The sequence below is a fragment of the Pseudomonas sp. ESBL9 genome (genome assembly GCF_036668715.1).
GTDB classification, from domain to species: Bacteria; Pseudomonadota; Gammaproteobacteria; order Pseudomonadales; family Pseudomonadaceae; genus Aquipseudomonas; species Aquipseudomonas lundensis.
Genome location: NZ_JAZEVV010000004.1, coordinates 411,151 through 436,594, shown reverse-complemented (window position 1 = coordinate 436,594; position 25,444 = coordinate 411,151). Strand labels below are relative to the sequence as shown.

The window sequence follows — 25,444 nt, the reverse complement described above, 5'->3', positions numbered from 1 at the left end:
GCAGAAGCCCTCTTGCTGCTGCCACTCAAACGTGTGAGCACCACAGAAGGTCTGTTACTCCTGCCACTCAACCTTGAGAACACCGCAGAAGGCCTTTTACTGCTGCCACTCAACCTTGAGAACACCGCAGAAGGCCTTTTACTGCGGCCACTCAACCCTGAGAACACCGCAAAGGCCCCTCACAGCAGGCCGAGCGCAGGGGGTATGACGGGGGTGACGAGGCAGGATGCCGAGACAGCCGTGCTGGGCCAAGGATGGCCCGTCACGGCGTGCCCCCGTCATATCGCCGGAGTGAGGGCACCGTCGAGCCTAGGCGAGGCGGCCGTATGGCAGGGCAAGGCCTTTTTGGTTCCTTTTGTGGCTGTTTGACAAAAGGGACTCGCTGTAAGAGCGAAACCCATCGTTCAGTTAGACGCTGATAACGGATATGTACGCTCTGTTCCTGTTGAAACCACGGTGTACATATCCGTTTGATGTGTGAGGGCCTTCTACGGGTTCCGCCCTTACGGCGGCTCACTTTTGGCAAACAGCCCCAAAAGTAAGCAAAAGGTCCTTGCCCTGCCATACGGCCGTCTCGCTCTGGCTCGACGGTGCCTTCACTCCGGCACTGTTGCGGGGGCACGCCGTGACGGGCCATCCATGGCCCAGCACGGCTGGCTCGGCTCCTGCCGACCCACCCCCGCAACAGCACCTGCGTTCAGCCTGCTGTGAGGGGCCTTTGCGCTGTGCGTGCAATCGCGTGGCAGCAGGGAGACTTTTCAAGAGCAAGAGCAAGAGCAAGAGCAAGAGCAAGAGCAAGAGCAAGAGCAAGAGCTTCGCTCATCCGTTCGGGATGTAACCCTACGTACGTTTTTTAACTGATCCATGTGAGATCGGTCTCAAACCCCGTACGAATCCTCCCTTACCCTCGGCTATACTCCCCCTCATTTCAACGGCACCCCGAGGATCGACTGTGAAGAACTGGACGTTACGCCAACGCATCTTGGCGAGCTTTGCCGTAATCATTGCCATCATGCTGTTGATGATCGTCGCGGCGTATTCACGCTTGGTCAAAATCGAAACCAGCGAAGACAAAGTCCGCATCGACTCGATCCCGGGCCTGTACCACAGCTCCATGATCCGCAGCGCGTGGGTCGACAGTTACGTGCAAACCCTGCACCTGATGAATGAAAGCGAGGGCCGTCCCCTGACCAAGGACGAACAAGACCTCTACAGCTCCTACGAAAGCCGTCTGGCCAACGAACTCGCCGGCTATCGCGCCACCATCAGCGGTGACGGGGATGAGACGTTGTATGAAGAGTTTGTCGCCCTGCATAAAAAATACGACCAGTCGCTGAACACGGTTCTCGCGCTGTTTGAAAAGAACGACATGCCCCAGGCCCGCACGGTGTTGAACGCGCAATTGACTCCCGACTGGAGCGCCGGTCGGGTGCAGCTCAATAAGGTGATTCAGGACAACCAGAACGCCGCGATTCGGGCCAGTAACAACATCTCCGATGCGGTGCTGACGGCTAAGGCCAGTATGTTGATTTCGCTGGCCATTGCGGTGCTGGCGGCGGGGCTGTTGGGCTTTTTGTTGTTGCGCTCGATCATGTCGCCGATGCAGCGCATTGTCTCGATCCTGGAGGTCATGCGCTCCGGGGATTTGAGCAAGCGGTTGAACCTTGAGCGTAAAGATGAGTTCGGGGCCGTCGAAACTGGCTTCAACGACATGATGGCCGAGCTGACGGCGCTGGTGTCGCAGGCGCAGCGTTCTTCGGTGCAGGTCACCACCTCGGTGACCGAGATTGCCGCCACGTCCAAGCAGCAACAGGCCACCGCTACCGAAACCGCCGCCACCACCACGGAAATCGGCGCCACGTCCCGCGAAATCGCGGCCACGTCCCGGGATCTGGTGCGCACCATGACGGAGGTCACGTCGGCCGCCGATCAGGCGTCGATTCTGGCCGGTTCCGGCCAACAAGGGCTGGCGCGCATGGAGGACACCATGCACTCGGTCATGGGCGCCGCCGATCTGGTGAACGCCAAGTTGGCGATTCTCAATGAGAAGGCCGGCAATATTAATCAGGTGGTGGTGACCATTGTGAAGGTGGCCGATCAGACCAACCTGCTGTCGCTCAACGCCGCGATTGAGGCCGAGAAGGCCGGTGAGTACGGGCGCGGGTTTGCCGTGGTCGCCACCGAGGTGCGTCGTTTGGCGGATCAGACGGCCGTGGCCACGTATGACATCGAGCAGATGGTGCGCGAGATTCAGTCGGCGGTGTCGGCCGGTGTGATGGGCATGGACAAGTTCTCCGAAGAGGTGCGCCGTGGTATGTCCGAGGTGCAGCAGGTGGGCGAGCAGTTGTCGCAGATCATCCATCAGGTGCAGGCGCTGGCGCCGCGGGTGTTGATGGTCAACGAAGGCATGCAGGCCCAGGCCACCGGCGCTGAGCAGATTAACCACGCGTTGGTGCAATTGGGGGATGCCAGTAGCCAGACCGTTGAGTCCCTGCGTCAGGCCAGCTTTGCCATCGATGAATTGAGTCAGGTGGCGGTCGGGCTGCGCAGCGGCGTTTCGCGTTTTAAAGTCTGATGAGCGTGCCTCTCGCGCCGCGCGAAGCCGTCAAGGCGTCGAAGCAATGCCTGTTTCTGGTGTTTTTTATCGGCACCGAACGCTATGCCCTGCAAGCGGTGGACGTGGTGGAAGTGTTGCCGCGTTTGCCGCTCAAGCCCATTGCCCATGCACCGGCGTGGGTGGCCGGGGTGTTTGCTCATCGCGGGCAGATGGTGCCGGTGATTGATGTCAGTGCCATGACCTTCGGCCAGAGCGCCGTGGCCCGCACCAGCACGCGTTTGGTGTTGGTGCGCCATCACGGTCACTTGCTGGGCCTGGTGCTGGAGCAGGCCAGTGAAACCCTGCGTTGTGAGACGGCGGATTTTCAGCCATACGGGCTGGATAACCGCGAGGCGCCGTATTTGGGGCCGGTGCGTAAAGACAAGGATGGCCTGTTGCAGTGGATTCGCGTGGATGACCTGTTGACGCCTGCCGTGCGCGGGTTGTTGTTCCCTGAACAGCACGTTGACCTGACCCGGCAGGCCCGCCCATGAGTGCCGATCAACGGTTTTTCGATTTTCTGAAACGGCGCATCGGGCTGGATGTGGCGTCGGTGGGCCCGGCGATTATTGAGCGGGCGGTGCGTCAGCGCTGCACCGCGCTGAACATGCAGGATCACGATGAGTATTGGCAGCGGCTCAATGCCTCGGCCGACGAGCAGCAGGCGCTGATCGAGTCGGTGATCGTGCCCGAGACCTGGTTTTTCCGTTACCCCGAATCATTTGCCACGCTGGGTCGCCTGGCCCGCGAGCGGCTGGCCGCGCAAACGGCCCCGCGGGTGTTGCGTCTGTTGAGCCTGCCGTGTTCGACCGGCGAAGAGCCGTATTCGATAGCGATGGCGATGTTTGACGCCGGGTTTTCCGCGCACCAGTTCAGGGTCGAGGCGCTGGATATCAGCCCGCTTTCGATTCAGCGCGCCCAGCGTGCGGTGTATGGCAAGAATTCGTTTCGCGGCCAGGACATCGGTTTTCGCGAGCGGCATTTCACCCTTGAAGCCGACGGGTATCACGTGTCGGCGCGGGTGCGTGAGCAGATCGAGTTTAAGGTCGGCAATGTGCTGGACCCGGCCCTGACGGCGAGTCAGCCGCCTTATGATTTTGTGTTTTGCCGCAACTTGTTGATTTATTTCGACCTCAAAACCCAACAGCAGGCGCTCGACGCCCTCAAGCGTATGACGCGCCTTGACGGGGTGCTGTTCATCGGCCCGGCTGAGGGCAGTTTGCTCAACGGGCTGGGCATGCGTTCGATCAACGCCCCGCAATCCTTCGCCTTTTGTCACAGCCATGAATCGCCCGCCGTGTTGCCGAGGCCGGTTGAGCGTACAGCGCCGGTCAAACCCTTGCCGCTGCCGATGGCGCCGGTCAGTCGCCCGTTTGCGGCGCGCCCTCACACACCGCCCCCGCCGCCGGCTCAGGTCGCGCGTGTGCCCGACGAGGCGCCGCGCGGGGTGCTGGAGACCATTGCGCAGTTGGCCAATGAAGGCAAAAGCCGTGAAGCCCGCGCCTTGTGCGAACAGGCGTTGCAGCAGCATGGGCCGCAGGCTCAGGTGTTTTATTGGCTGGGCCTGCTCAGCGATGTCGAAGGCCAAACCGCACAGGCCCAAGGCTTTTATCGCAAGGCGTTGTACCTGCAACCCCAACATGCCGAGGCGCTGGCGCATCTGGCGGCATTGCTGGCCTCGCAGGGCGATGTGGCAGGCGCTCAGCGTTTGCAGGCCCGGGCTGCGCGCAATGAGCGGGCCCTTCACAGTGAGCGCAAATCATGAACGGTCTGTCCGCCCAGAGTTTGATCCACACCGAAGCCCAGACGATTGATGATTGCTGGAACCGCATTGGCGTGTACGGCGATAAATCCTGCCCGCTGCTACCAGCACACATTCATTGCCGTAACTGTTCGGTGTATGCGGCGGCGGCCACGCGTTTGCTTGATCGCTATGCCTTTGTGCAAGACGAGCAGGATTTTGCCGCGCCGCAGGAACTTGAGCACGCCCACGCGACCCGTTCGCTGGTGGTGTTTCGCATGGGCGGCGAATGGCTGGCCCTGGCGACCCGTTGCCTGGATGAAGTCGCGCCTATGCAGTCGATTCACTCGCTGCCGCACCAACGCTCCCGGGCCTTGATGGGCGTGGCCAATGTGCGTGGCGCGCTGGTGCCCTGCCTGTCGCTGGTCGAGCTGCTGGGGCTGGACCCGACGGTGAGTGTCACGCCCGCGCAGCGGGTGATGCCTCGCATGCTGATTGTGGCCGCGCCCGGTGGGCCGGTGGTGGTGCCGGTGGACGAGGTCGATGGCATTCACAACATTGAAGAGCGTGTGCTCAATACCGCGTCGTTGTCGGGTGAACACGCCAGCGCCGTTTTCACCCGGGGTGTCTTGCACTGGAAAACCCGCAGCCTGCGCTGGCTGGATGAAGAGCAGTTGCTCGGCGCGATTACCCGGAGCCTCACATGACCCCCGAGCAAATGCGCGACGCCTCGTTGCTGGAGTTGTTCAGTCTGGAGGCCGAAGCCCAGACCCAAGTGCTCAATGCCGGTTTGCTGGCGCTGGAGCGTAACCCGACCCAGGCCGATCAGTTGGAAGCCTGCATGCGCGCGGCCCACTCGCTCAAGGGCGCGGCGCGGATTGTCGGGGTCGAGGCCGGGGTCAGCGTTTCCCATGTCATGGAAGATTGCCTGGTCAGCGCGCAGGAAGGGCGCTTGTACCTGCAACCCGAGCACATTGATGCCTTGTTGCAGGGCACTGATTTGCTGATGCGCATTGCGACGCCGGGCAATACGGTCACCTCGGCCGACATCGAGGCCTACGTGGCCTTGATGAACCGGCTGGTCGAGCCTTCTGCCCCGACGGCACGGGTGGCACCACCGCCGTTTGATGTGTCGCAACTGCTGCTTGCGCCTGAGCCCGTGGTGCCTGAGGCGCCTGCGCCGGTCGAGCTGGCGCCGCTGCCCGAACCGGCGCGTCGCCCGCAACGCCTGACTGAAGGGGGTGAACGGGTGTTGCGCGTCACCGCCGAGCGCCTTAACAGTCTGCTGGACTTGTCGAGCAAGTCGCTGGTGGAAACCCAGCGACTCAAGCCTTACCTCGCCACGATGCAGCGCCTCAAACGCATGCAAAACACCAGTTTGCGGGCGTTGGATCATTTGGGCGATCAGCTCAAGGTGCTGACGCTCACCCCTGAGGCCGAAGAGGCGCTGGCCGAGGCGCGGCGTTTATTGGCCGAGTCGCAGCACGTGCTCAGTGAGCAGACCGCTCAACTGGACGAGTTTGGCTGGCAGACCAGCCAGCGTGCGCAGTTGCTGTATGACACGGCGCTGGCGTGCCGCATGCGTCCGTTCGCGGATGTGCTGGCCGGGCAAGAGCGCATGGTGCGTGATCTGGGGCGCAGCCTGGGTAAACAGATCCGTCTGGAAATTGAAGGCGAGAAAACCCAGGTGGACCGCGACGTGCTGGAAAAGCTCGAAGCGCCCCTGATGCACCTGTTGCGTAACGCGGTGGACCACGGCATTGAACCCCCTGAGCAGCGTTTGCGCGCTGGCAAGCCGGCCGAAGGGGAGATTCGCTTGCGCGCCTCGCATCAGGCCGGGCTGCTGGTGGTGGAGTTGAGCGATGACGGCGGCGGCGTCGACCTTGAGCGTTTGCGCCGCTCCATCGTGCAGCGCCAACTGTCCACCGAGGCCACGGCCGCGCAGTTGAGTGAAGAAGAACTGCTGACGTTTTTGTTCCTGCCGGGCTTCAGCCTGCGCGACACCGTGACCGAGGTGTCCGGGCGCGGTGTCGGGCTGGATGCGGTGCAGCACATGGTGCGCCTGCTGCGTGGCTCGATTGTGCTGGAGCAGGTCAGCGGGCAGGGCAGTCGTTTCCATCTGGAAGTCCCGCTCACCCTGTCGGTGGTGCGCAGCCTGGTGGTGGAAGTCGGCGGCGAAGCCTATGCCTTTCCGCTGGCGCACATCGAACGCATGCGCGATCTGGCGCCTGACGACATCGTGCAGGTCGAAGGCCGCCAGCACTTCTGGCACGAAGGGCAGCACGTGGGCCTGGTGGCCGCCAGCCAGTTGCTGCAACGTCCGCCCGGCCAGAACGATGACGACACCCTCAAGGTGGTGGTCATTCGCGAGCGCGAGGCGGTCTACGGCGTGGCGGTTGAGCGGTTTATCGGGGAGCGCACTTTAGTGGTATTGCCTCTGGACCCACGCTTGGGCAAGGTGCAGGACATTTCGGCCGGGGCGCTGCTCGATGATGGCTCGCCGGTGCTGATTGTGGACGTCGAAGACATGCTGCGTTCGGTCGACAAGCTGCTTAACACCGGGCGTCTGGAGCGCATCGACCGGCGTAACCGGCACACCGCCGAGGTGGCGCGTAAACGTATTCTGGTGGTCGACGACTCGCTCACCGTGCGCGAGCTGCAACGCAAGTTGTTGCTCAATCGCGGTTATGAGGTGGCGGTCGCGGTGGACGGCATGGATGGCTGGAACGCGCTGCGCGCCGAGCATTTCGATTTGCTGATTACCGATATCGACATGCCGCGCATGGACGGCATTGAACTGGTCACCCTGTTGCGGCGCGACAACCGGCTGCAATCGATGCCGGTGATGGTGGTGTCCTATAAAGACCGTGAAGAAGACCGTCGGCGCGGCCTGGATGCAGGGGCCGACTATTATTTAGCGAAAGCCAGTTTCCATGACGATGCGCTGCTTGATGCAGTGGTTGAGCTCATTGGAGGAGCCCAGACATGAGAATTGCCATCGTCAACGACATGCCCCTGGCGGTAGAGGCCTTGCGCCGGGCGTTGGCATTCGAGCCCAAGCATCAGTTGGTGTGGGTGGCGGGGAACGGCGAAGAAGCCGTGCGCCTGTGCGCCGAGGACACGCCGGACCTGATCTTGATGGACCTCATCATGCCGGTCATGGATGGCGTGGAGGCCACGCGCCGGATCATGGCTGAAAGCCCGTGTGCGATTGTGATCGTCACGGTCGACCGCCAGCAAAATGTGCACCGCGTGTTTGAAGCCATGGGCTTTGGCGCGCTGGACGTGGTCGATACGCCCGCTCTGGGCGCGGGCGATGCCAAGGAAGCAGCAGCGCCGTTGTTGCGCAAGATCATGAACATTGGCTGGTTGATGGGCCAGCAGCCCCCGAAACGGGTGCATCCCGTCGAGAACCTGCCGCGCAAATCCCTGGATCAGCGCAGGTTAGTGGCCATCGGCTCGTCGGCGGGCGGCCCCGCGGCGCTGGAAACCCTGCTCAAAGGCCTGCCGCGCTCGTTTCAGGCGGCCATTGTGCTGGTGCAGCACGTGGACCAGGTGTTCGCCGCCGGGATGGCCGAATGGCTGAGCAGCTCGTGCGGGGTGAATGTCCGGCTGGCCCGTGATGGCGAAACGCCCCAGGCCGGTACGGTCCTGTTGGCCGGGACCAATCATCACATTCGGCTGTTAAAAAACGGCACGCTGGCTTACACCGCCGAGCCGGTGAACGAAATTTATCGGCCCTCGATTGATGTGTTTTTCGAGAGTGTGGCCCGGCACTGGGACGGTGAGGCCGTGGGCGTATTGTTGACCGGCATGGGTCGCGATGGCGCGCAGGGGCTCAAACTCATGCGCCAGCAGGGGTTTCTGACCATCGCCCAAGACCAGCACAGCAGTTCGGTATACGGCATGCCCAAAGCGGCAGCGGCAATTGATGCGGCTGTTGAAATTCGACCCTTGGACACGATTGCGCCACGCTTGCTGGAGATCTTTCATACATGACTGACACAACCTGGCAGGACTGGCTTGAAGGTGGTAATTCAGGTGAACGCGCATGAATGACTTGCAGATGGACGACGTCAAAACTGACGAAAACGCCGCCATGGTATTGCTGGTGGACGATCAGGCGATGATTGGCGAAGCCGTGCGCCGGGGCTTGGCCCTTGAGCAGAACATCGACTTTCACTTTTGCGCCGACCCGCACGATGCCATTGCCCAGGCCATTCGCATCAAGCCGACGGTGATCTTGCAAGACCTGGTCATGCCGGGGCTCGATGGTTTGACGCTGGTGCGCGAATACCGCAACCACCCGGCCACCAAAGACATCCCGATCATCGTGTTGTCGACCAAAGAAGACCCGTTGATCAAGAGTGCGGCCTTTGCGGCCGGGGCCAACGACTACTTGGTGAAATTGCCGGACAACATTGAGCTGGTGGCCCGCATTCGCTATCACTCGCGCTCCTACATGACCCTGTTGCAGCGCGATGCCGCCTACCGCGCGCTGCGGGTCAGCCAGCAACAATTGTTGGACACCAATCTGGTGTTGCAGCGCCTGATGAACTCTGACGGCCTGACCGGGCTGTCCAACCGCCGCCATTTCGACGAGTACCTGGAGCTGGAATGGCGCCGGGCCCTGCGTGAGCAAACCCAGCTGTCGTTATTGATGATCGACGTGGACTACTTCAAGTCTTACAACGACACCTTTGGTCATCTGGACGGTGACGAAGCCCTGCGCAAAGTGGCGGCTTCGATCCGTGATGCCAGTTGCCGGCCTTCTGACCTGCCAGCGCGTTACGGCGGGGAGGAGTTTGCGATTGTATTGCCCAACACCTCTCAGGGTGGTGCGCGGCTGGTGGCTGAAAAGCTGCGTCAAGCGGTGGCGGCGCTGAAAATCCCGCACATTTCACCGGCCGATGGCAACAGCCTGACCATCAGCATCGGCCTGTCTACCATGACCCCGCAGCACAGCGGCAACTGCCGCGACTTGATTTCGGCGGCCGACAAAGGCCTGTACCTGGCCAAAAACAACGGGCGTAATCAGGTCGGAATCGAATAAGGCTCCCGCTCTTGCGCGGCGGCTTCACGGGGGTAAGCCCGTTCGCGGTCGCACACGGGCTGTGCAAAGCGTTGATCCGGTCGCGCAGTCGCGTGCCTGTTCAGCGGCTGCACCGTGGGTATGCGTTCAAGGGCTTTTTTTCCTGAGCAGCAGCAGGCCCGTGGAGTACGCCGTTTTGTAGCGGCCCACGCAATAGTGGGCGTAGAGCTTCTGGTAGTAGTCCGTGATGGCCCGTTCGCGGATGGTTTCGTCAAACTGGTTGCGCACCTTCGCGCTCGCGCCCCAGTGCCAGTCCCGGAAGTCATTGAGGTTCTCGAATTCGACGGTTTCTTCAATGCGCTGTGAACGGATGATTTCAAAGTCGCTCAATGTGTCCAGCAGGGCTGGGCGGCTGAGCCGGAAATCATCAAACACCACGGGCTCGCCGATGCACGGGTATTGATGGCGAATCTCCATCAGCGCCCGCTCCTGAATGAAGCGCTCATCGGGTAAGTAATCGAAGTCGAACGCGCAGGATAAAAACACATGACCGCCCGGTTTGACGGCGGCCGACAGTTTGTCGATCGCCGCTTGTTCGTGGGGCATGAAGCCTTGCAGGCAACCGGCACACACCACGGCGTCGAACACCGGCAAGCGGTCAAGGTTGCACGCCAGAAAATCGCTGACGATAAAGCGCACGTTGGGCGCGGCATGCACCAGATTGGCGTAGGCAATCTTGTCTTTGGAGTGATCGATGCCGACGTATTGCTCGATATTGTTGGCGTCCACAAACAACAGGCTGTTGCCTGTGCCGCAGCCGATGTCCAGCACATTGCCCTGCGGCGTGGCGAACGACAGCAGCAGTTCGAGGCTGCGCTTTTTCACATGCCTTGAATTGCGTTGAAAGCCGTGCGGGCTGGGCCTCGGGTTGTTCATCGTCATGCTCCTGGGGGGAGGTCGCAGGATCAGCCCGTGCGGGGGCCAATGGGCAGGCCGTGTGTGTTCGGGGCGGTCATGTTTTAGGTATAGCGAGCCGGGTTTGATGTGCAATGCGCGGGCGTGTAGTCCATTTCCCTTAAATCGGGTAACTATTCCCAAGCAACGTTGCGATGAGGTTTGAACGGGCAGGGGGATTGCAGAGGGCGATAACCCCGGCAGGCTGCGGCAAATGGCCTGCATTCCACCGCTGGGCGGGCTGCTGTAACGGTATATTTTCGGTATACTCTTTGGCTTTGTAAAAATCGCCTACGAGTGCCGCCAGCCATGGAAATCAACCCAATCCTTAACAGCATCAAGGACCTGTCAGAGCGCTCCGAAACCATTCGGGGGTATCTTTGACTACGATCAAAAGCATGAGCGTCTGACCGAAGTCAATCGCGAGCTTGAAGATCCGAGTGTCTGGAACAACCCTTCGTACGCCCAGGAACTGGGGCGCGAGCGCTCCCTGTTGGCGCAAATTGTAGAAACCCTCGACGAGATGCACACGGGCCTGGCCGATGCCAAGGACCTGCTGCTGATGGCCGCCGAGGAAGAAGACCAGGCCGCTGTAGATGACGTGTCGGCTGAAGTCGAACGCCTGCGCGAGTCCCTTGAAAAACTCGAATTCCGCCGCATGTTCAGCGGTGAGATGGACGCCAACAACGCTTACCTGGACATTCAGGCAGGCTCTGGCGGCACCGAAGCGCAAGACTGGGCCAATATCCTGTTGCGGATGTATTTGCGTTGGGCCGACAAGCGCGGCTTCGAGGCCACCATCATGGAATTGTCCGCCGGTGAAGTGGCCGGGATCAAAGGTGCGACCGTACACATCAAGGGCGAATACGCCTTTGGCTGGCTGCGCACCGAAATCGGCGTCCATCGTCTGGTTCGCAAAAGCCCGTACGACTCGGGCAACCGTCGTCATACCTCGTTCTCGGCCGTGTTCGTTTCGCCGGAAATCGACGACAACATCGAAATCGACATCAACCCCTCGGACCTGCGGATCGACACTTACCGCTCCTCCGGTGCGGGTGGTCAGCACGTAAACACCACTGACTCGGCCGTGCGTATTACCCACGTTCCGACCAACACCGTGGTGAGCTGCCAGAACGAACGTTCCCAGCACGCAAACAAAGACACCGCGATGAAAATGTTGCGGGCGCGTCTTTACGAGCAGGAAATCCAGAAGCGCAACGCCGCTTCCCAGGCGCTGGAAGACACCAAGTCCGACATCGGCTGGGGTCACCAGATCCGCTCGTACGTACTTGACGCGTCGCGTATCAAGGATTTGCGTACCAACATCGAGCGCAGTGACTGCGACAAAGTGCTCGACGGCGACATCGACGAATACCTGGTGGCCAGCCTGAAACAAGGGCTGTAAGTCGCGCAACAAACGTAAAGTGCGCCGCTGACGCGATGCCTTGAGGGCGCGCCGAAGCCCGCTTCCCCCTGCCGCAAGGCGGGGGCAACGAACCTGTGATGGAATTTTTAAAACATGAGCGACCAACAACTCGACCCGCAAGATTTGCAACAGGAAGAAAACGCCCTGATCGCCCTGCGCAAGGAAAAACTTGCTGCCGAGCGCGCCAAAGGCAACGCCTTCCCGAACGATTTCCGTCGTGACAGCTACTGCGCCGACCTGCAGAAGAAGTACGCCGAAGCGACCAAGGAAGAGCTGGCTGAAGCCGCCATCCCGGTCAAGGTTGCGGGTCGCATCATGCTTAACCGTGGTTCGTTCATGGTGATTCAGGACATGACCGGGCGCATCCAGGTCTATGTCAACCGCAAGACCCTGCCGGAAGAAACCCTGGCCGAAGTCAAAACCTGGGACCTGGGCGACATCATCGCCGCCGAAGGCACCCTGGCCCGCTCCGGCAAAGGCGACCTGTACGTTGAAATGACCCACGTGCGCCTGCTGACCAAATCCTTGCGTCCGCTGCCCGACAAGCACCACGGCCTGACCGACACCGAGCAGCGCTATCGCCAGCGTTACGTTGACCTGATCGTCAACGAAGACGTGCGCCACACCTTCCGTGTGCGTTCGCAAGTCATCGCCCACATCCGCAACTTCCTGATGGCGCGCGACTTCCTTGAAGTTGAAACGCCGATGTTGCAGACCATTCCGGGCGGCGCGGCAGCCAAGCCGTTTGAAACCCACCACAACGCGCTGGACATGGAAATGTTCCTGCGTATCGCGCCTGAGCTGTACCTCAAGCGTCTGGTCGTGGGCGGCTTCGAGAAAGTCTTCGAAATCAACCGCAACTTCCGTAACGAAGGGGTTTCGACGCGCCACAACCCTGAATTCACCATGCTTGAGTTCTACCAGGCGTACGCCGACTACGAAGACAACATGGACCTCACCGAAGAGCTGTTCCGCGAGCTGGCGCAGCTGGTTCTGGGCAGCACTGACGTGCCGTACGGCGACAAGGTGTTCCACTTCGGCGAGCCGTTTGTGCGTCTGTCGGTGTTCGACTCGATCCTCAAGTACAACCCTGAGTTGACCGCTGACGACCTGAACGACATCGACAAGGCCCGTGCCATCGCCAAAAAGGCCGGCGCCAAGGTGCTGGGCTTCGAAGGCCTGGGCAAGCTGCAGGTGATGATTTTCGAAGAGCTGGTCGAGCACAAGCTGGAGCAGCCGCACTTCATCACCCAGTACCCGTTCGAAGTGTCGCCGCTGGCCCGTCGCAACGATGAAAACCCGAACGTGACTGACCGTTTCGAGCTGTTCATCGGTGGCCGTGAAATCGCCAACGCCTACTCCGAGTTGAACGACGCGCAAGACCAGGCAGAACGCTTCATGGCACAAGTGGCTGACAAAGACGCCGGTGACGACGAAGCCATGCACTACGACGCCGACTTCGTGCGTGCGCTGGAGTACGGCATGCCGCCAACGGCCGGTGAAGGCATCGGCATCGACCGTCTGGTGATGCTGCTGACCAACTCCCCGTCGATCCGCGACGTGATCCTGTTCCCGCACATGCGCCCGCAAGCGTAACGCTGCTGATTAAAAAGCCGCCGCCAAGGGCGGCTTTTTATTGCCTGTCGAACAGGGGCTTGCCGTAACCACCCGACTTAAGGTCCTCAATATAGGGAAACATGCGTGAACCTGCCCAAGGCTCAAACGGGTGCCGTCGACGTCGCCACGGCGGTGGCCGAGAGTGTTCAATACCAGGGCCGCAAAGCCAGTCGCCATGGCAGTGAACAGCGGCGGCAACTGATTCTGGATGCGGCCATGCGTATCGTGGTGCGCGACGGTGTACGCGGCGTTCGGCATCGGGCAGTCGCCGCCGAAGCCGGGGTGCCGCTTTCGGCCACCACGTATTACTTCAAGGACATCGATGACCTGATCAACGACACCTTTGCGCAGTACGTCGAACGCAGTGCCGCCTTTATGGCCAAGTTATGGCAAAGCACGGAAGGCAAGCTGCGCGAGCTGGTGGCGTACGGAGACGGCAGCCCGCAGTCACGTTCACAACTGGCTGACGAGATTGCCGCCATGACCGCCCACTACGTGGAGCACCAGTTGGTGACCCGTCGCGATCAGTTGCGCGCCGAGCAGGCGTTCCATCAGGCCGCGCTGCTTAACCCGCGGCTGGCGGTGCTGGTGCGTGCCCACGAGCAGATTTTTCTGCAGGGCACGTGTCAGATCTTCCAGGTGCTGGGCTCCAAACAGCCGCAGCACGATGCCAATGTCTTGACGGCGATTATCGGTCGGATGGAATATCAGGCCCTACTTAATGGCGCGCAGCCAGCAGCCGATGCACAACGGCTCGCTCTCCTTACGCGCTACATGCACTTGGTGTTGGCCGCTCTATAGAAGGATGCAGGCATGAAAGGTTGGCGCGTAATGCTGTTGGCGGTGTCGTTTTTACTGTTGAACGGGTGCCTGGTCACGTTCAAGGAAGCGCCGCTGGTGGCTCAAACGGCGCCTCAGGCCTTGCTCGGCAAATGGACCAGCAAGGACGCCTGGGGGCAGGCGCGACGCCTGAGCATCAGCGCCATCGATAAAACCCACTATCAGGCCGAGGTGTACCCCAAGGGCGAACCCAAGGCGCGTCAACGTTATCGGTTCATCGTCGCCAAACACGGCAGCCGCTGGTACGCGTCGGCCGCCATACCGGCTCGGCTGGGCGGTAATTTCACGCTGAACGGGTTTGAATTGACCGACGGCGGCGAGCTGGTGATCTACGAGCTGGACCTTGAGCAAATCCGTCAGGCCATCGGTCAGTCGGCGCTGGCCGGCGACACGGTTGAAACCGCCGAAGGCGCAGGCGTTCAGATCGACAGCCCATCGTCTACAGTCTTTGCTTATCTGGATGACCCGGCGAATTCCGACGTCTTTGTCGAAACCGCCCGCTATCAGCGCGCGGCCAAGTAACAGCCTTTTTCAAGGAGCACCGGGTGGACGATTACCAACGCACGATTCGTACATTGTCAGACCGCATCGTGCTGGCCCAGACCCCGATCCGCGTGCTGGATGCGGTGAAGTGGGACGACAGCATCCGTCAGGGCTTTCTCAAGGCCAAGGGTAAACAAGTGCCGGCGGTGGATCGGGATTATTACCTGGGGCGGCCGTTGTCCTTCGATTCGGGCGCCGTGAAGCTCGAATTTCAGAACATCGAGCGCGACATCACCCGCCAGTTGGGGCAGTTCAACCCCGTCGGGCAAATCATGCGCCGCATGTGCAAGGAATACCGCATGGTGGTGCGCATGCTCGAAGCGCGCGGCACCGAAGACTTCGGGCTGATCTCGCAAGAGCTGTATGGCGCCGCGTCCGATGCGTTTCATGCGGGCGACCCGACGCTGGCCGACCTGGGGTTGATGATGTCCGATTACCTGGACAACATCGACGACCGTGGCGCGCTCAAGGACGAAGCGAAAACCCTCACCGCCAAAGACGCCGTTCATCTGTTGCAAACGCGGCTGAACAAGGTGTTTGGCGAGGCCGAAGAAACCATCCGGGTGTTTGAGTCCGACGGCATCGTCGCGGACGCGGCGGCGGGTGCCGATTACATCAAGATCCGCACCGATGCGATGTTCAACCACCGCGACGTGCGTGCGCTTGAAGTCCACGAAGGGCTGGTGCATGTGGGCACAACGCTCAACGGCCTGAACCAGCCGATCTGTACGTTTCTGGCCAAAGGCCCGCCATCCTCGACGGTCACCCAGGAAGGGCTGGCCATCCTGATGGAGATCATCACGTTTGCTTCCTACCCCAGCCGCCTGCGCAAACTGACCAATCGCACCCGCGCCATTCATATGGTGGAGGAGGGCGCGGACTTCATGCAGGTGTATGAGTTCTTCCGTGAGCAAGGCTTTGAAATGCCGGAAAGCTATGGCAATGCGAGTCGGGTTTTCCGTGGTTCGGTGCCCAATGGCCTGCCATTTACCAAAGACTTGTCCTACCTCAAGGGCTTCATCATGGTTTACAACTACATTCAGCTGGCCGTACGTAAAGGCAAGCTGGAACAAGTGCCGCTGCTGTTTTGTGGCAAAACCACGCTGGAAGACATGCGCACCTTGCGCCAACTGGTCGACGAAGGCCTGGTGGTCGCGCCCAAGTACCTGCCGGAGCAGTTCCGTGACATGAATGCGCTGGCCGCCTGGATGTGCTTCTCCAACTTCCTCAACCACTTGAGCCTGGACCGGATCGAAGCCGATTACTCCAACATCTTGTAACCCGGTCAGCGGATTCAGGGCCGCTGGGGCCTCGACCGCGACTGCGCCGCGAGGTGCAACCTTTCACACATGGTGGCTTGTTTGATCAAAACCCTGGCTGCATGCTGCCTGCTGCTGGCACTCGGCGGATGCAGCTCCCTGTTGTTTTATCCGGAACCCGGCCAGCCGATCACACCGACGGCGGCGGGTCTGGACTACCGCGATGTGACGCTGACCGCCGCTGACGGTACACGGCTGCACGGCTGGTGGCTGCCCGCCGCGCCGGGCGTACCGCTCAAAGGCACGCTGCTGCACCTGCACGGCAACGGCGGCAACCTCGCTTACCACTTGGGCGCCACGGCCTGGCTGCCCGCGCAGGGCTATCAGGTGCTGATGATCGACTACCGCGGTTACGGATTGTCACAAGGCGCACCCCGGTTGCCTGAGGTGTATCAAGACATCGACGCGGCGTTCGACTGGCTGCAAAAGGAGCCGTCGGTCAAAGGCCTGCCGCTGATTGTGCTGGGGCAGAGCCTGGGCGGCGCGATGGGGGTTCATTACCTGAGTGAGCACCCGCAGCAACGCCAGCGCATCACGGCGATGGTGCTCGACGGGGTGCCCGCCAGCTACCGCGAGGTGGGTCAATTTGCCCTGAGCACGTCCTGGCTGACCTGGCCTTTGCAAGTGCCGCTGTCCTGGCTGGTGCCGGACGCGGACAGCGCCTTGTATGCCATCGCGAACATGGGGCCGGTGCCGCTGTTGATCTTCCACAGCGTGGACGATCCGGTCGTGCCGCTTTTCAATGGCATCCGACTGTATCAAGCTGCGCCGCCGCCCAAGGTGTTGCAATTGACCCGTGGCGGGCATGTGCAGACCTTTGCCGACCCGACCTGGCGCGAGGTCATGCTGCGCTACCTGCAAGACCCGCAACATTTCACGGGCGTGAGGCGCCTGGGGGAAATCCCCAACTACCCCGCCCCCCCGAATTCGAAAAACGTTGAACCAGAGAGCCAACCATGAGTGAAGAACGTAACGCCATCCCGCTGATCATTACCGGTATTTGCACCATCATCGGCACCGTCGGGGCCCTGTGGTACTACGGCTACCTGCATTTCGCCAAGCCGCAAGACGCCTTGCTGCTCAACGACTTCACCATGCTCAAGACCGTCCCCGGCGAAGACTACAAAATTTCCCTGACCCCGGCCAATCAGGTCGCCCAGTGCGTGGACGGTATCATCGTGCTGTTCGACACCGAGCAAAAAGGCCTGACCGGCGTGCTGGTGAACAACAAGAAGCAAGCCGTTCACTGCATGGGCCAGGAAACCCCGAAACTGCAACAGTAACGTCGCAACGCTCCCGAACGCGCAGCAAAAAGCCCCGCCTGATCACTCAGGCGGGGTTTTTGTTTTTACGCGTACAGACTTACTGCATCGACGAACGCGGCGCGACTGGCTGGTTGTCGTTGGAGATGGTCACTTCAACGCGACGGTTCTGGGCGCGGCCAGAGTTGGTGGCGTTGCTGGCCACCGGGTATTGCTTGCCATAACCCTGAGCGACGATGCGCGAAGGATCGACACCGGCACGTACCAGTGCGTTTTTAACCGCATTGGCGCGACGCTCGGACAGGCCCTGGTTGTAAGCCGCCGACCCTTTGCTGTCGGTGTAGCCTTCAACGATCACTTTGCGATCCGGGTTTTTGATCAGGTAGTTGGCCAGCGTGGTGATGCTGTCACGGCTGTTGGCTTTCAGGCTGGCCTGATCGAAATCAAACAGCACGTCGCCGAAGGTGACCAGCGTACCGCGCTCGGTTTGCTTGGCGTTCAGGCCACGCAGTTGCTTGATTTGTGCATCACGGGCATCCAGCAGTGCCTGGGCACGGTCGGAGCCAGCGTTTTTGATCTGGTTTTCAGCGGTGCGCAACGCGATGGTTTGCTTGGCCACTTCAACGCGCTGGTTGGTCAGGTAAGCCAGTTGGTCAACCGTGGACTCGTCTTCTTTGTCCAGGTAAGCCTTCTGGGCTTTGTCCAGCCACTCGCTGGCGTCTTTGGTTTCCAGCGCCGCGACTTTGGTCGCTTCAGGGTTGGTTTGCAGTGCCGAGAAGTTAGTCTTGGCATTTTCCAAGTTTACGTTTGGCTGGTGCGAGCACGCCGCCAGGCCAACGCTTAGAGCCAACAGGGCAGGGATCAGTACGGTATTGCGCATAATATTTAGTCCTTTCAATCGATGAGGAATGCTGTGTCGTCAGCCGCAGTCAAAAGAGGCGACTTACTGCAGCGGGCGCATGCCTTCCTGACGCAGTTGCTGAACGGCTTTCTGAGCATCCTGAGCGGCCTTCTCGGCTTTGGCGGCCTGAGCTTTGCGCTCTGCTACACGAGCGTCCCACTCGGCTTGTTCAGCCAGACGCTTGGCGTCCTTGTAGTTCTTGTCGTGCATGGCCAGTTCGGCTTGCTTGAGCTTGTCTTGCGCGGCCTTCATTTCAACCGGGGCGTATTCAGTGCCGCCAGCGCTCACGGCGTTGTTCACCGCCGATTGAGTCACCGCGTACTGCTCCGTCGGTGGGTTGCCTGCACAACCGGCCAGAACGAAGCTGGTACCGATTGCCAGCGCAGCCAGTTTTAGCCCGCGCAGGCGAGGTGAGGTGGTTTTGACAGTGCGGGTCATCATGGTCTTCAACTCCATTAGGTAACTCCTGAAAAACTTCAAATTCCATCACGTCAGTGGCGTCAAACAGGATTGCCTGTGATGTCACCCGGAGTGTTGATTTCCCTGCCCCGGCAGTGATGGTTACTGGGTGTGACCGAAGCGATTTTTGAATAGTTCAAAAAAAAAGGTGGCAAATTGCCTAAAAACTTGTGACTGCTCAGTCAGTTATTTCTGTGGGGCAGCACCTTGGCCAAAGCCCCGATTTAGAGCGCGCGCGAGCGGGAGCAAGGGTTTGCTCGGCCCATTGAGCTATTAAAGTGCCATCCCGGCAGTGGTGCTGAAACGCGTCAGCCTACGACTATTTTTATCCGGCTTGCGGCTTGCCACAGATGACGCTTGCGACGCACTCTTGGGGCAGGAGCTGTCCCCGGATACCGCTGGAGAAATTGCTGATGACCGATATTGATGCACGCTTGCGCGATGACGTTCACCTGTTGGGTGAACTGTTGGGGAATACGATCCGTGACCAGTACGGCGAAGCGTTTCTCGCCAAGATCGAACGTATTCGGCAGGGCGCCAAGGACGACCGCCGTGGCACCACGGGCGAAGAGTTGAGCACGATTCTGGGGGACTTGAGCGACGATGAAGTGCTGCCGGTGGCCCGCGCCTTCAACCAGTTCTTGAACCTGGCCAATATTGCTGAACAGTACGAACTCATTCATCGCCGCGAAGAGGGGCAGCCCGAACCCTTTGAAGCCCTGGTCTTGCCCACCTTGCTCGAACGCTTGCTGGCCGAAGGGCACAGCCCTGAATCGCTGGCGCGGCAGGTCAGCACGCTGCACATCGAACTGGTGCTCACGGCGCACCCAACTGAGGTGACGCGCCGCACGCTGATTCAAAAATACGATGCGATCGCTGCGCAACTGGCCGCGCAAGATCATCGCGACCTCACCCGCAGTGAAAAATCCCACATCGAGCAGCGCCTGCAACGGCTAATTGCCGAAGCGTGGCACACCGAAGAAATTCGCCGCACGCGCCCTACGCCGGTTGATGAAGCCAAGTGGGGGTTTGCGGTCATCGAGCATTCGCTGTGGCACGCCGTGCCGAACATGATGCGCAAGGCCGACGAAGCCTTGCACGCGGCCACTGGCCTGCATCTGCCGCTGGAGGCCGCGCCGATCCGTTTTGCCTCGTGGATGGGCGGGGACCGTGATGGCAACCCGAATGTCACGGCCAGTGTGACCCGCGAAGTATTGCTGCTGGCGCGCTGGATGGCCGCTGATCTGTACTTGCGTGACCTCGATAAACTGGCCGCTGACTTGTCGATGCAACAGGCCACGCCCGCCTTGCTGGCCGCAGCGGGGGACAGCGCCGAGCCCTATCGCGCCGTGCTCAAACAACTGCGCGATCGCCTGCGCGTCACCCGTCATTGGGCACACGGGTCGTTGACCGCCAACCAACCGGCGCCTGAGGGCGTGCTCCAGGACAACCACGATCTGCTGGCCCCGTTGCAGCTGTGTTATCAGTCGCTGCACGCGTGCGGCATGGGCGTGATCGCAGACGGCCCGTTACTGGATTTCCTGCGCCGCGCCGTGACGTTCGGGTTGTTTCTGGTGCGCCTTGACGTGCGACAGGATGCGGCCCTGCATGCGTCAGCGATGACTGAAATCACCGATTATCTGGGGCTTGGGCGGTACGAAGACTGGGATGAAGACACGCGCCTGACGTTCCTGATTCGTGAACTGGCCAACCGTCGGCCCTTGTTGCCCAGCTATTTCAAGCCGGGTGCGCAGACCGCCGAAGTGCTGGCCACGTGCAAGGAAGTGGCCGCGGCGCCGGGGGCTTCGCTGGGCTCGTATGTGATCTCGATGGCCGGTGCGGCCTCGGACGTGCTGGCGGTGCAGTTGCTTCTTAAAGAGGCGGGCCTGGAGCGCCCGATGCGGGTGGTGCCGTTGTTCGAAACCCTGGCGGACCTGGACAATGCCGGCCCCGTCATAGAGCGGCTGTTGCTGCTACCCGGCTACCGTTCGCGGCTGCACGGCCCGCAGGAGGTGATGATCGGTTATTCCGACTCGGCCAAGGACGCGGGCACCACGGCAGCGGCCTGGGCGCAGTACCGGGCACAAGAAACACTGGTCAACATTTGCCGCGAGCAACAGGTCGAATTGCTGTTGTTCCATGGCCGTGGCGGCACGGTGGGGCGCGGCGGCGGACCGGCCCACGCGGCGATTCTGTCGCAGCCGCCGGGCTCGGTGGCGGGTCGCTTCCGCACCACGGAGCAGGGCGAGATGATCCGCTTCAAATTTGGCCTGCCCGACATCGCCGAGCAAAACCTCAACCTGTACCTGGCCGCCGTGCTGGAAGCCACTTTGCTGCCGCCACCGTTGCCTGAACCGGGCTGGCGTGTGCTGATGGATGAACTGGCCGCCGACGGGGTGAAGGCCTATCGCGCGGTGGTGCGCGATAACCCGCAGTTCGTTGAGTATTTTCGCCAGTCCACCCCGGAACAGGAACTGGGGCGTTTGCCGTTGGGCAGTCGGCCCGCCAAACGGCGTGCGGGCGGCATTGAAAGCCTGCGAGCCATTCCGTGGATTTTCGGCTGGACACAAACGCGCCTGATGCTGCCCGCCTGGCTGGGCTGGGAAACCGCACTCAACCATGCGCTGGCGCGCGGTGAAGGCGAGCAGTTGGCGCAGATGCGCGAGCAGTGGCCGTTCTTCCGCACCCGCATTGACATGCTCGAAATGGTGCTGGCCAAGGCCGACGCCGACATTGCACGGCTGTATGACGAGCGTCTGGTGGCGCCTGAGCTGCTGCCGTTGGGTGCGCACTTGCGCGACTTATTGTCGCAGGCGTGTGAGGTGGTATTGGGTTTGACCGGGCAGTCGCAACTCATGGCGCACAGCCCTGAAACCTTGGAATTCATACGCTTGCGTAACACCTACCTCGACCCGCTGCACCTGTTGCAGGCCGAATTGCTGGCGCGTTCGCGACGCCAGGAGGCCACGCAAGATAGCCCTCTGGAACAAGCATTGTTGGTCACTGTGGCCGGAATTGCGGCGGGCTTGCGTAACACCGGCTAGGAAAAAAGCCGGTTCAGTTAGCGTGCCCCGGTGTGTACGGCAGAGGACCGATCTTCTGCAATGGCCTCCGGGGCGCGACACTTTATTGTGAGGTGGCGACCTGTGACACCCCGTCGCAAGGGCGTATGAGGCTCTGATTATTCCTACTTTTGCTGTCTTGTGTGGGCCGGGCCTGCTGTGTATCTTGGTCAGCCCTTGGCCATTTTGATGGCCATCACCCGATTCTGAGATTGGCCCAAAGAGGCGAGTCTGTTGTCATTTAAATAAAAAATTTGAGGAGCACATCGATGCGCGTCATTCTGCTGGGAGCTCCCGGGGCCGGTAAAGGTACTCAGGCAAAGTTCATCACTGAAAAATTTGGCATCCCGCAAATCTCCACAGGCGACATGTTGCGCGCAGCTGTGAAGGCCGGAACCGAGCTGGGCCTGATCGCCAAGAGCGTCATGGACAGCGGCGGCCTGGTCTCCGACGACCTGATCATCAACCTGGTCAAAGAGCGTATCAGCCAGCAAGACTGCAAAAACGGCTTCCTGTTCGACGGCTTCCCGCGCACCATTCCGCAAGCTGAAGCCCTGGTCAAAGCCGGTGTTGAACTGGACCACGTGCTGGAAATCGCCGTAGAAGACGAAGAAATTGTTCAGCGCATTGCTGGCCGCCGTGTTCACGAAGCGTCGGGCCGTGTGTACCACATCGTCTACAACCCGCCAAAAGTGGAAGGTAAAGACGACGTGACCGGTGAAGACCTGGTTCAGCGTAAAGACGACACCGAAGAAACCGTGCGTCATCGCCTGTCGGTCTACCACTCGCAGACCAAGCCGCTGGTGGAGTTCTATCAGAAGCTGTCCGCTGCCAACGGCAAGCCGAAGTACAGCCACGTTGAAGGTGTGGGTTCGGTTGAAGCCATCACCGCCAAGGTGCTTGCAGCACTGAGCTGATCGTCGATTTGCTCTGATACAACAGCCCGCTTGCGGGCTGTTGTTGTTTATACTGCGGCACTTTTTTAATTCTGATTCTGACGGGAACACCGATGAGCACCTTGCTGGCCCTGGATACCGCGACTGAAGCTTGCTCTGTTGCCTTGCTGCACGATGGCAAGGTCACGAGCCACTACGAGGTGATCCCGCGCCTGCATGCGCAAAAGCTGTTGCCGATGATCCAGACCTTACTGGCTGATGCGGGGGTTGAACTGTCGGCGGTCGACGCCATTGCGTTCGGTCGCGGGCCGGGTGCGTTCACCGGTGTGCGGATTGCCATTGGTGTGGTCCAGGGGCTGGCCTTCGCACTGGAACGCCCGGTGTTGCCGATTTCCAACCTCGCGGTGCTGGCACAGCGTGCCCACCGTGAGCATGGCGCTACTCAGGTCGCGGCCGCGATCGATGCGCGCATGGACGAGGTGTATTGGGGCTGCTACCGCGAAGACGCGGGTGAGATGCGCCTGGTGGGGGCTGAAGCGGTGCTGGCGCCTGAAGCCGCGCAACTGCCTGAAGACGCCAACGGTGACTGGTTTGGCGCGGGCACCGGCTGGGGCTATGCCGAGCGCCTGAACCCCACGCCGTACGCCCTCGAGGCTGGCATGTTGCCACACGCGCAAGACCTGCTGACCCTGGCCCGTTTTGCCTGGGCTCGTGGCGAAGCTATCGTTGCCGACGAGGCGCAGCCGGTGTACCTGCGCGACAAAGTCGCGACCCCCAAAGCCCGCCCCTGAACGGTTCGCTCCTTTGCAGTGCGAGCGGGTGTACAGCACCCGCCCGGCCTCCTCGATAGGCGCGCAGCCTATGCCCGCCCCGCCAGCATCTACACTGATTGACAGCAGGCTTTAAACCTTTTCAGGGTTTTGCAGTCTAGTGTTCACTTGGGCAATTGCTTAGTTCGGCCGGTGCCGCTAAATTGCCATCATTGCTACCGAGCTTGCAGCCATGCGTATAGACGGCTTTTCCTCACAGTCCTACCCGATCAAGCGTAAGCCGCGTAAAGGCAATGCGCTGGTTGACGAGTCGGTGGAAGACAGTGAAATCGTCTTTGAAAACGCGCCGCAACCTTCCCGTGCCTCATCCTCGGGCGAACGTGTCAGCCAAGTGCCTGCGCGTCAGCAAGACATGATTTTTCAGCGGGTGATGAACAGAAAAGTCGCCAGCGCCCTGACCAGCTACCTGACCACCGCCGGTTTTGTTGAGTGGGACACCGAAGTGTTGGGGCTGGACCTGTACATTTGAGCCATGACCCACCCTTTACTCCCGTATTACCTCGGTTGCCCGTCCTGGAGTGATCACTCCTGGCGCGAAGGCTTGTACCCGCAGAATGCCCGATCCTCGCAATTTCTCAGCCTGTACGCCCACGTGTTCAATGCGGTCGAAGGCAATACCACGTTCTACGCCAACCCCAAACCGAGCACTGTCGAGCGCTGGGCGCAGAGCCTGCCCGAATACTTCCGCTTTACCGCCAAGTTGCCACGTGAGATCAGCCACGGCGGTGATTTGCGCACCCAACAACCTGCCGTCGACGCCTTCTTGCAGCTCATGCGGCCCCTGGGGGCGCGTGTAGCCCCTTTGTGGCTCCAATTGCCTGCGAGCTTCGGCCCTGAGCGGCTCGCCGAGCTGGTGGGCTTTATAGATGCGCTTGAGCGGCCACTGGCCGTGGAGGTGCGTCATCCGGCGTTCTTTGACCGGGGCGACGCGGAGCGGGTGCTCAATCGGGTGTTGATGGACCGGGGCGTGGAACGCATCTGTCTTGATTCACGCGCGCTGTTCAGTTGCACCTCCACCGACCCTGCGGTGCTTGACGCACAATCGAAAAAGCCCCGCGTGCCGCCCCGGCCGGCAGCGTTTACCCAATGCCCGCAAGTGCGCTTTATTGGTCGGCCTGAGCTGCACGCCAACGATGAGTTTTTAGTGCCGTGGATTGAGAAGGTGGCGGGCTGGATCGAGGAGGGGCGCACGCCCTATGTGTTTCTTCATACGCCGGACAATCACTTGGCGCCTGAACTGGCGCGGCGTTTTCACGCGCAACTAAGCGAACGTTTACCGGGCTTGCCGGCATTGCCCACGCTGTATACCCCGCAAACCACCGAACAGCTGGGGCTGCTTTAAGCCGCCAGGCGCAGGTTGTTAACGATCAGCGGGCGTGCCCACGCCAGATCGAAGTCCATGGCCCGCTGTTGCTCGATCAGCGTCATGGCATCGAACGGTTCGGCGGGCTTGTCCAGCAAGTCCAGTTCGAACTCGGCAATCGGCAGGTGCAACGGACGCGGCGCGGGGGCCGGGCCCGGTTCAGGCAATGGATGACCGGCCGCCATCACGAGCGGGCGCACCCAGTGGCTGTCGAAGTCTTGTTGATGCTGTTGGGCAAACAGCTCATCCGGTGGATACGGCTTGGCAATGGGCGGCAGCAAATCCAGCTCGAATTCGGCGATCGGCAAGAACAGCGCTTCAGGCGGACGCAATTCGGTGTCTTTCACCTCGCAATGGCGCTGCGTCACGATGTGGCTCAGCAGGTCGCTACCACCGCGCGGCTCGACGTCTTCCTGCACCTCAAGCGGCTCGGTGTCGAGCACCACACATTCGTCAGTGCCGGACTGCTCGACCAATGCCTGGGCGTAGAAGTCCTTCCACAGGTGATTGACGCTGCCTGTGACTTGCGAATTGTGACGGCCAAAATCGCCAATGGGCGCGATAAAGCCTATCGATGTGGAATGAATGTCTGACATAGCTCTC

Annotated in this window: 23 protein-coding genes; 19 read left to right on the top strand and 4 right to left on the bottom strand. The window is 60.8% G+C overall.

Annotation, left to right across the window (positions count from 1 at the left end; translation table 11 throughout):
* The first annotated feature begins 1,012 nt into the window (after nucleotides 1-1,012).
* Genes V6F78_RS14380 through V6F78_RS14350 form a run of 7 tightly spaced genes read left to right on the top strand, consistent with a single transcriptional unit; the run spans nucleotide 1,013 to nucleotide 9,390 of the window.
* Complete coding sequence (locus tag V6F78_RS14380) at nucleotides 1,013-2,575, top strand: methyl-accepting chemotaxis protein (protein ID WP_442965108.1); 1,563 nt, start codon at nucleotides 1,013-1,015, stop codon at nucleotides 2,573-2,575.
* Nucleotides 2,575-3,090, top strand: coding sequence for a chemotaxis protein CheW (locus V6F78_RS14375; RefSeq protein WP_048376625.1), 516 nt, complete (start codon nucleotides 2,575-2,577; stop codon nucleotides 3,088-3,090). The genes V6F78_RS14380 and V6F78_RS14375 overlap by 1 nt, the downstream gene beginning before the upstream one ends.
* Nucleotides 3,087-4,361 carry a protein-glutamate O-methyltransferase CheR gene (locus V6F78_RS14370; protein ID WP_332727604.1) on the top strand — a complete coding sequence of 425 codons (1,275 nt, stop codon included), beginning with the start codon at nucleotides 3,087-3,089 and terminating at the stop codon, nucleotides 4,359-4,361. The genes V6F78_RS14375 and V6F78_RS14370 overlap by 4 nt, the downstream gene beginning before the upstream one ends.
* Nucleotides 4,358-5,044, top strand: a complete 687-nt coding sequence (locus tag V6F78_RS14365) for a chemotaxis protein CheW (RefSeq protein WP_047295169.1) — start codon at nucleotides 4,358-4,360, stop codon at nucleotides 5,042-5,044. Before V6F78_RS14370 ends, V6F78_RS14365 begins: the two co-directional genes overlap by 4 nt.
* Entirely contained in the window at nucleotides 5,041-7,326 is a 2,286-nt protein-coding gene (locus V6F78_RS14360; protein ID WP_047295167.1) for a hybrid sensor histidine kinase/response regulator, read from the top strand. Before V6F78_RS14365 ends, V6F78_RS14360 begins: the two co-directional genes overlap by 4 nt.
* Entirely contained in the window at nucleotides 7,323-8,336 is a 1,014-nt protein-coding gene (locus tag V6F78_RS14355) for a chemotaxis response regulator protein-glutamate methylesterase (protein WP_047295165.1), read from the top strand. Before V6F78_RS14360 ends, V6F78_RS14355 begins: the two co-directional genes overlap by 4 nt.
* Before the next feature lie 52 nt (nucleotides 8,337-8,388).
* Entirely contained in the window at nucleotides 8,389-9,390 is a 1,002-nt protein-coding gene (locus V6F78_RS14350; RefSeq protein WP_047295163.1) for a response regulator, read from the top strand.
* Nucleotides 9,391-9,516: 126 nt separating this feature from the next.
* On the opposite strand, the gene V6F78_RS14345 is transcribed toward V6F78_RS14350, so the two are convergent.
* Nucleotides 9,517-10,305, bottom strand: a complete 789-nt coding sequence (locus V6F78_RS14345; protein WP_047295161.1) for a class I SAM-dependent methyltransferase — start codon at nucleotides 10,303-10,305, stop codon at nucleotides 9,517-9,519.
* A 327-nt stretch (nucleotides 10,306-10,632) separates the two neighbouring features.
* Between V6F78_RS14345 and prfB the strand changes: the two genes are divergently transcribed.
* The 7 genes from prfB (at nucleotide 10,633) to V6F78_RS14310 (ending at nucleotide 17,351) form a co-directional block, all read left to right on the top strand.
* A protein-coding gene (prfB, locus tag V6F78_RS14340) for a peptide chain release factor 2 (protein WP_099421580.1) occupies nucleotides 10,633-11,728 on the top strand; the annotation gives its coding sequence in 2 pieces (ribosomal slippage) (nucleotides 10,633-10,704 and nucleotides 10,706-11,728; 1,095 coding nt in all).
* A 114-nt stretch (nucleotides 11,729-11,842) separates the two neighbouring features.
* Entirely contained in the window at nucleotides 11,843-13,345 is a 1,503-nt protein-coding gene (gene lysS, locus V6F78_RS14335) for a lysine--tRNA ligase (protein WP_047295159.1), read from the top strand.
* 105 nt (nucleotides 13,346-13,450) lie between these two features.
* Nucleotides 13,451-14,167, top strand: coding sequence for a TetR/AcrR family transcriptional regulator (locus tag V6F78_RS14330; protein ID WP_047277271.1), 717 nt, complete (start codon nucleotides 13,451-13,453; stop codon nucleotides 14,165-14,167).
* 12 nt (nucleotides 14,168-14,179) lie between these two features.
* Nucleotides 14,180-14,728 (top strand): hypothetical protein, encoded by a 549-nt coding sequence (locus V6F78_RS14325; RefSeq protein ID WP_047277269.1) that lies wholly within the window; start codon nucleotides 14,180-14,182, stop codon nucleotides 14,726-14,728.
* Between the two features lie 23 nt (nucleotides 14,729-14,751).
* Nucleotides 14,752-16,029: a flavohemoglobin expression-modulating QEGLA motif protein gene (locus V6F78_RS14320; RefSeq protein WP_332727597.1), complete on the top strand. Its 1,278-nt coding sequence runs from the start codon at nucleotides 14,752-14,754 to the stop codon at nucleotides 16,027-16,029.
* 69 nt (nucleotides 16,030-16,098) lie between these two features.
* Nucleotides 16,099-17,028 (top strand): alpha/beta hydrolase, encoded by a 930-nt coding sequence (locus tag V6F78_RS14315; protein WP_332727596.1) that lies wholly within the window; start codon nucleotides 16,099-16,101, stop codon nucleotides 17,026-17,028.
* Nucleotides 17,025-17,351, top strand: coding sequence for a hypothetical protein (locus tag V6F78_RS14310; protein WP_047277265.1), 327 nt, complete (start codon nucleotides 17,025-17,027; stop codon nucleotides 17,349-17,351). Before V6F78_RS14315 ends, V6F78_RS14310 begins: the two co-directional genes overlap by 4 nt.
* A gap of 79 nt (nucleotides 17,352-17,430) precedes the next feature.
* Here the strand turns inward: V6F78_RS14310 and V6F78_RS14305 are convergent, their stop codons facing one another.
* Both V6F78_RS14305 and V6F78_RS14300 read right to left on the bottom strand, forming a co-directional pair.
* Nucleotides 17,431-18,210 (bottom strand): OmpA family protein, encoded by a 780-nt coding sequence (locus V6F78_RS14305; protein WP_047295151.1) that lies wholly within the window; start codon nucleotides 18,208-18,210, stop codon nucleotides 17,431-17,433.
* A gap of 63 nt (nucleotides 18,211-18,273) precedes the next feature.
* Nucleotides 18,274-18,687, bottom strand: a complete 414-nt coding sequence (locus V6F78_RS14300; protein ID WP_047277262.1) for a DUF4398 domain-containing protein — start codon at nucleotides 18,685-18,687, stop codon at nucleotides 18,274-18,276.
* Nucleotides 18,688-19,103: 416 nt separating this feature from the next.
* Between V6F78_RS14300 and ppc the strand changes: the two genes are divergently transcribed.
* The 5 genes from ppc to V6F78_RS14275 all read left to right on the top strand — a co-directional run bounded on the left by ppc (nucleotide 19,104) and on the right by V6F78_RS14275 (nucleotide 24,820).
* Nucleotides 19,104-21,734, top strand: a complete 2,631-nt coding sequence (gene ppc / locus V6F78_RS14295; RefSeq protein WP_047295149.1) for a phosphoenolpyruvate carboxylase — start codon at nucleotides 19,104-19,106, stop codon at nucleotides 21,732-21,734.
* Between the two features lie 287 nt (nucleotides 21,735-22,021).
* On the top strand, nucleotides 22,022-22,669 hold the full coding sequence (gene adk / locus V6F78_RS14290) for an adenylate kinase (protein ID WP_047277258.1): 648 nt from the start codon (nucleotides 22,022-22,024) through the stop codon (nucleotides 22,667-22,669).
* A gap of 92 nt (nucleotides 22,670-22,761) precedes the next feature.
* Nucleotides 22,762-23,439, top strand: a complete 678-nt coding sequence (gene tsaB / locus V6F78_RS14285) for a tRNA (adenosine(37)-N6)-threonylcarbamoyltransferase complex dimerization subunit type 1 TsaB (protein ID WP_047295147.1) — start codon at nucleotides 22,762-22,764, stop codon at nucleotides 23,437-23,439.
* 211 nt (nucleotides 23,440-23,650) lie between these two features.
* On the top strand, nucleotides 23,651-23,947 hold the full coding sequence (locus V6F78_RS14280; RefSeq protein ID WP_047277254.1) for a hypothetical protein: 297 nt from the start codon (nucleotides 23,651-23,653) through the stop codon (nucleotides 23,945-23,947).
* Between the two features lie 3 nt (nucleotides 23,948-23,950).
* On the top strand, nucleotides 23,951-24,820 hold the full coding sequence (locus V6F78_RS14275) for a DUF72 domain-containing protein (protein ID WP_193076481.1): 870 nt from the start codon (nucleotides 23,951-23,953) through the stop codon (nucleotides 24,818-24,820).
* Here the strand turns inward: V6F78_RS14275 and V6F78_RS14270 are convergent.
* A complete protein-coding gene (locus tag V6F78_RS14270) occupies nucleotides 24,817-25,437 on the bottom strand; it encodes an energy transducer TonB (protein WP_193076482.1) in 621 nt (206 codons plus the stop codon). The two genes, V6F78_RS14275 and V6F78_RS14270, sit on opposite strands and share 4 nt — an antisense overlap.
* Nucleotides 25,438-25,444: the final 7 nt, after the last annotated feature.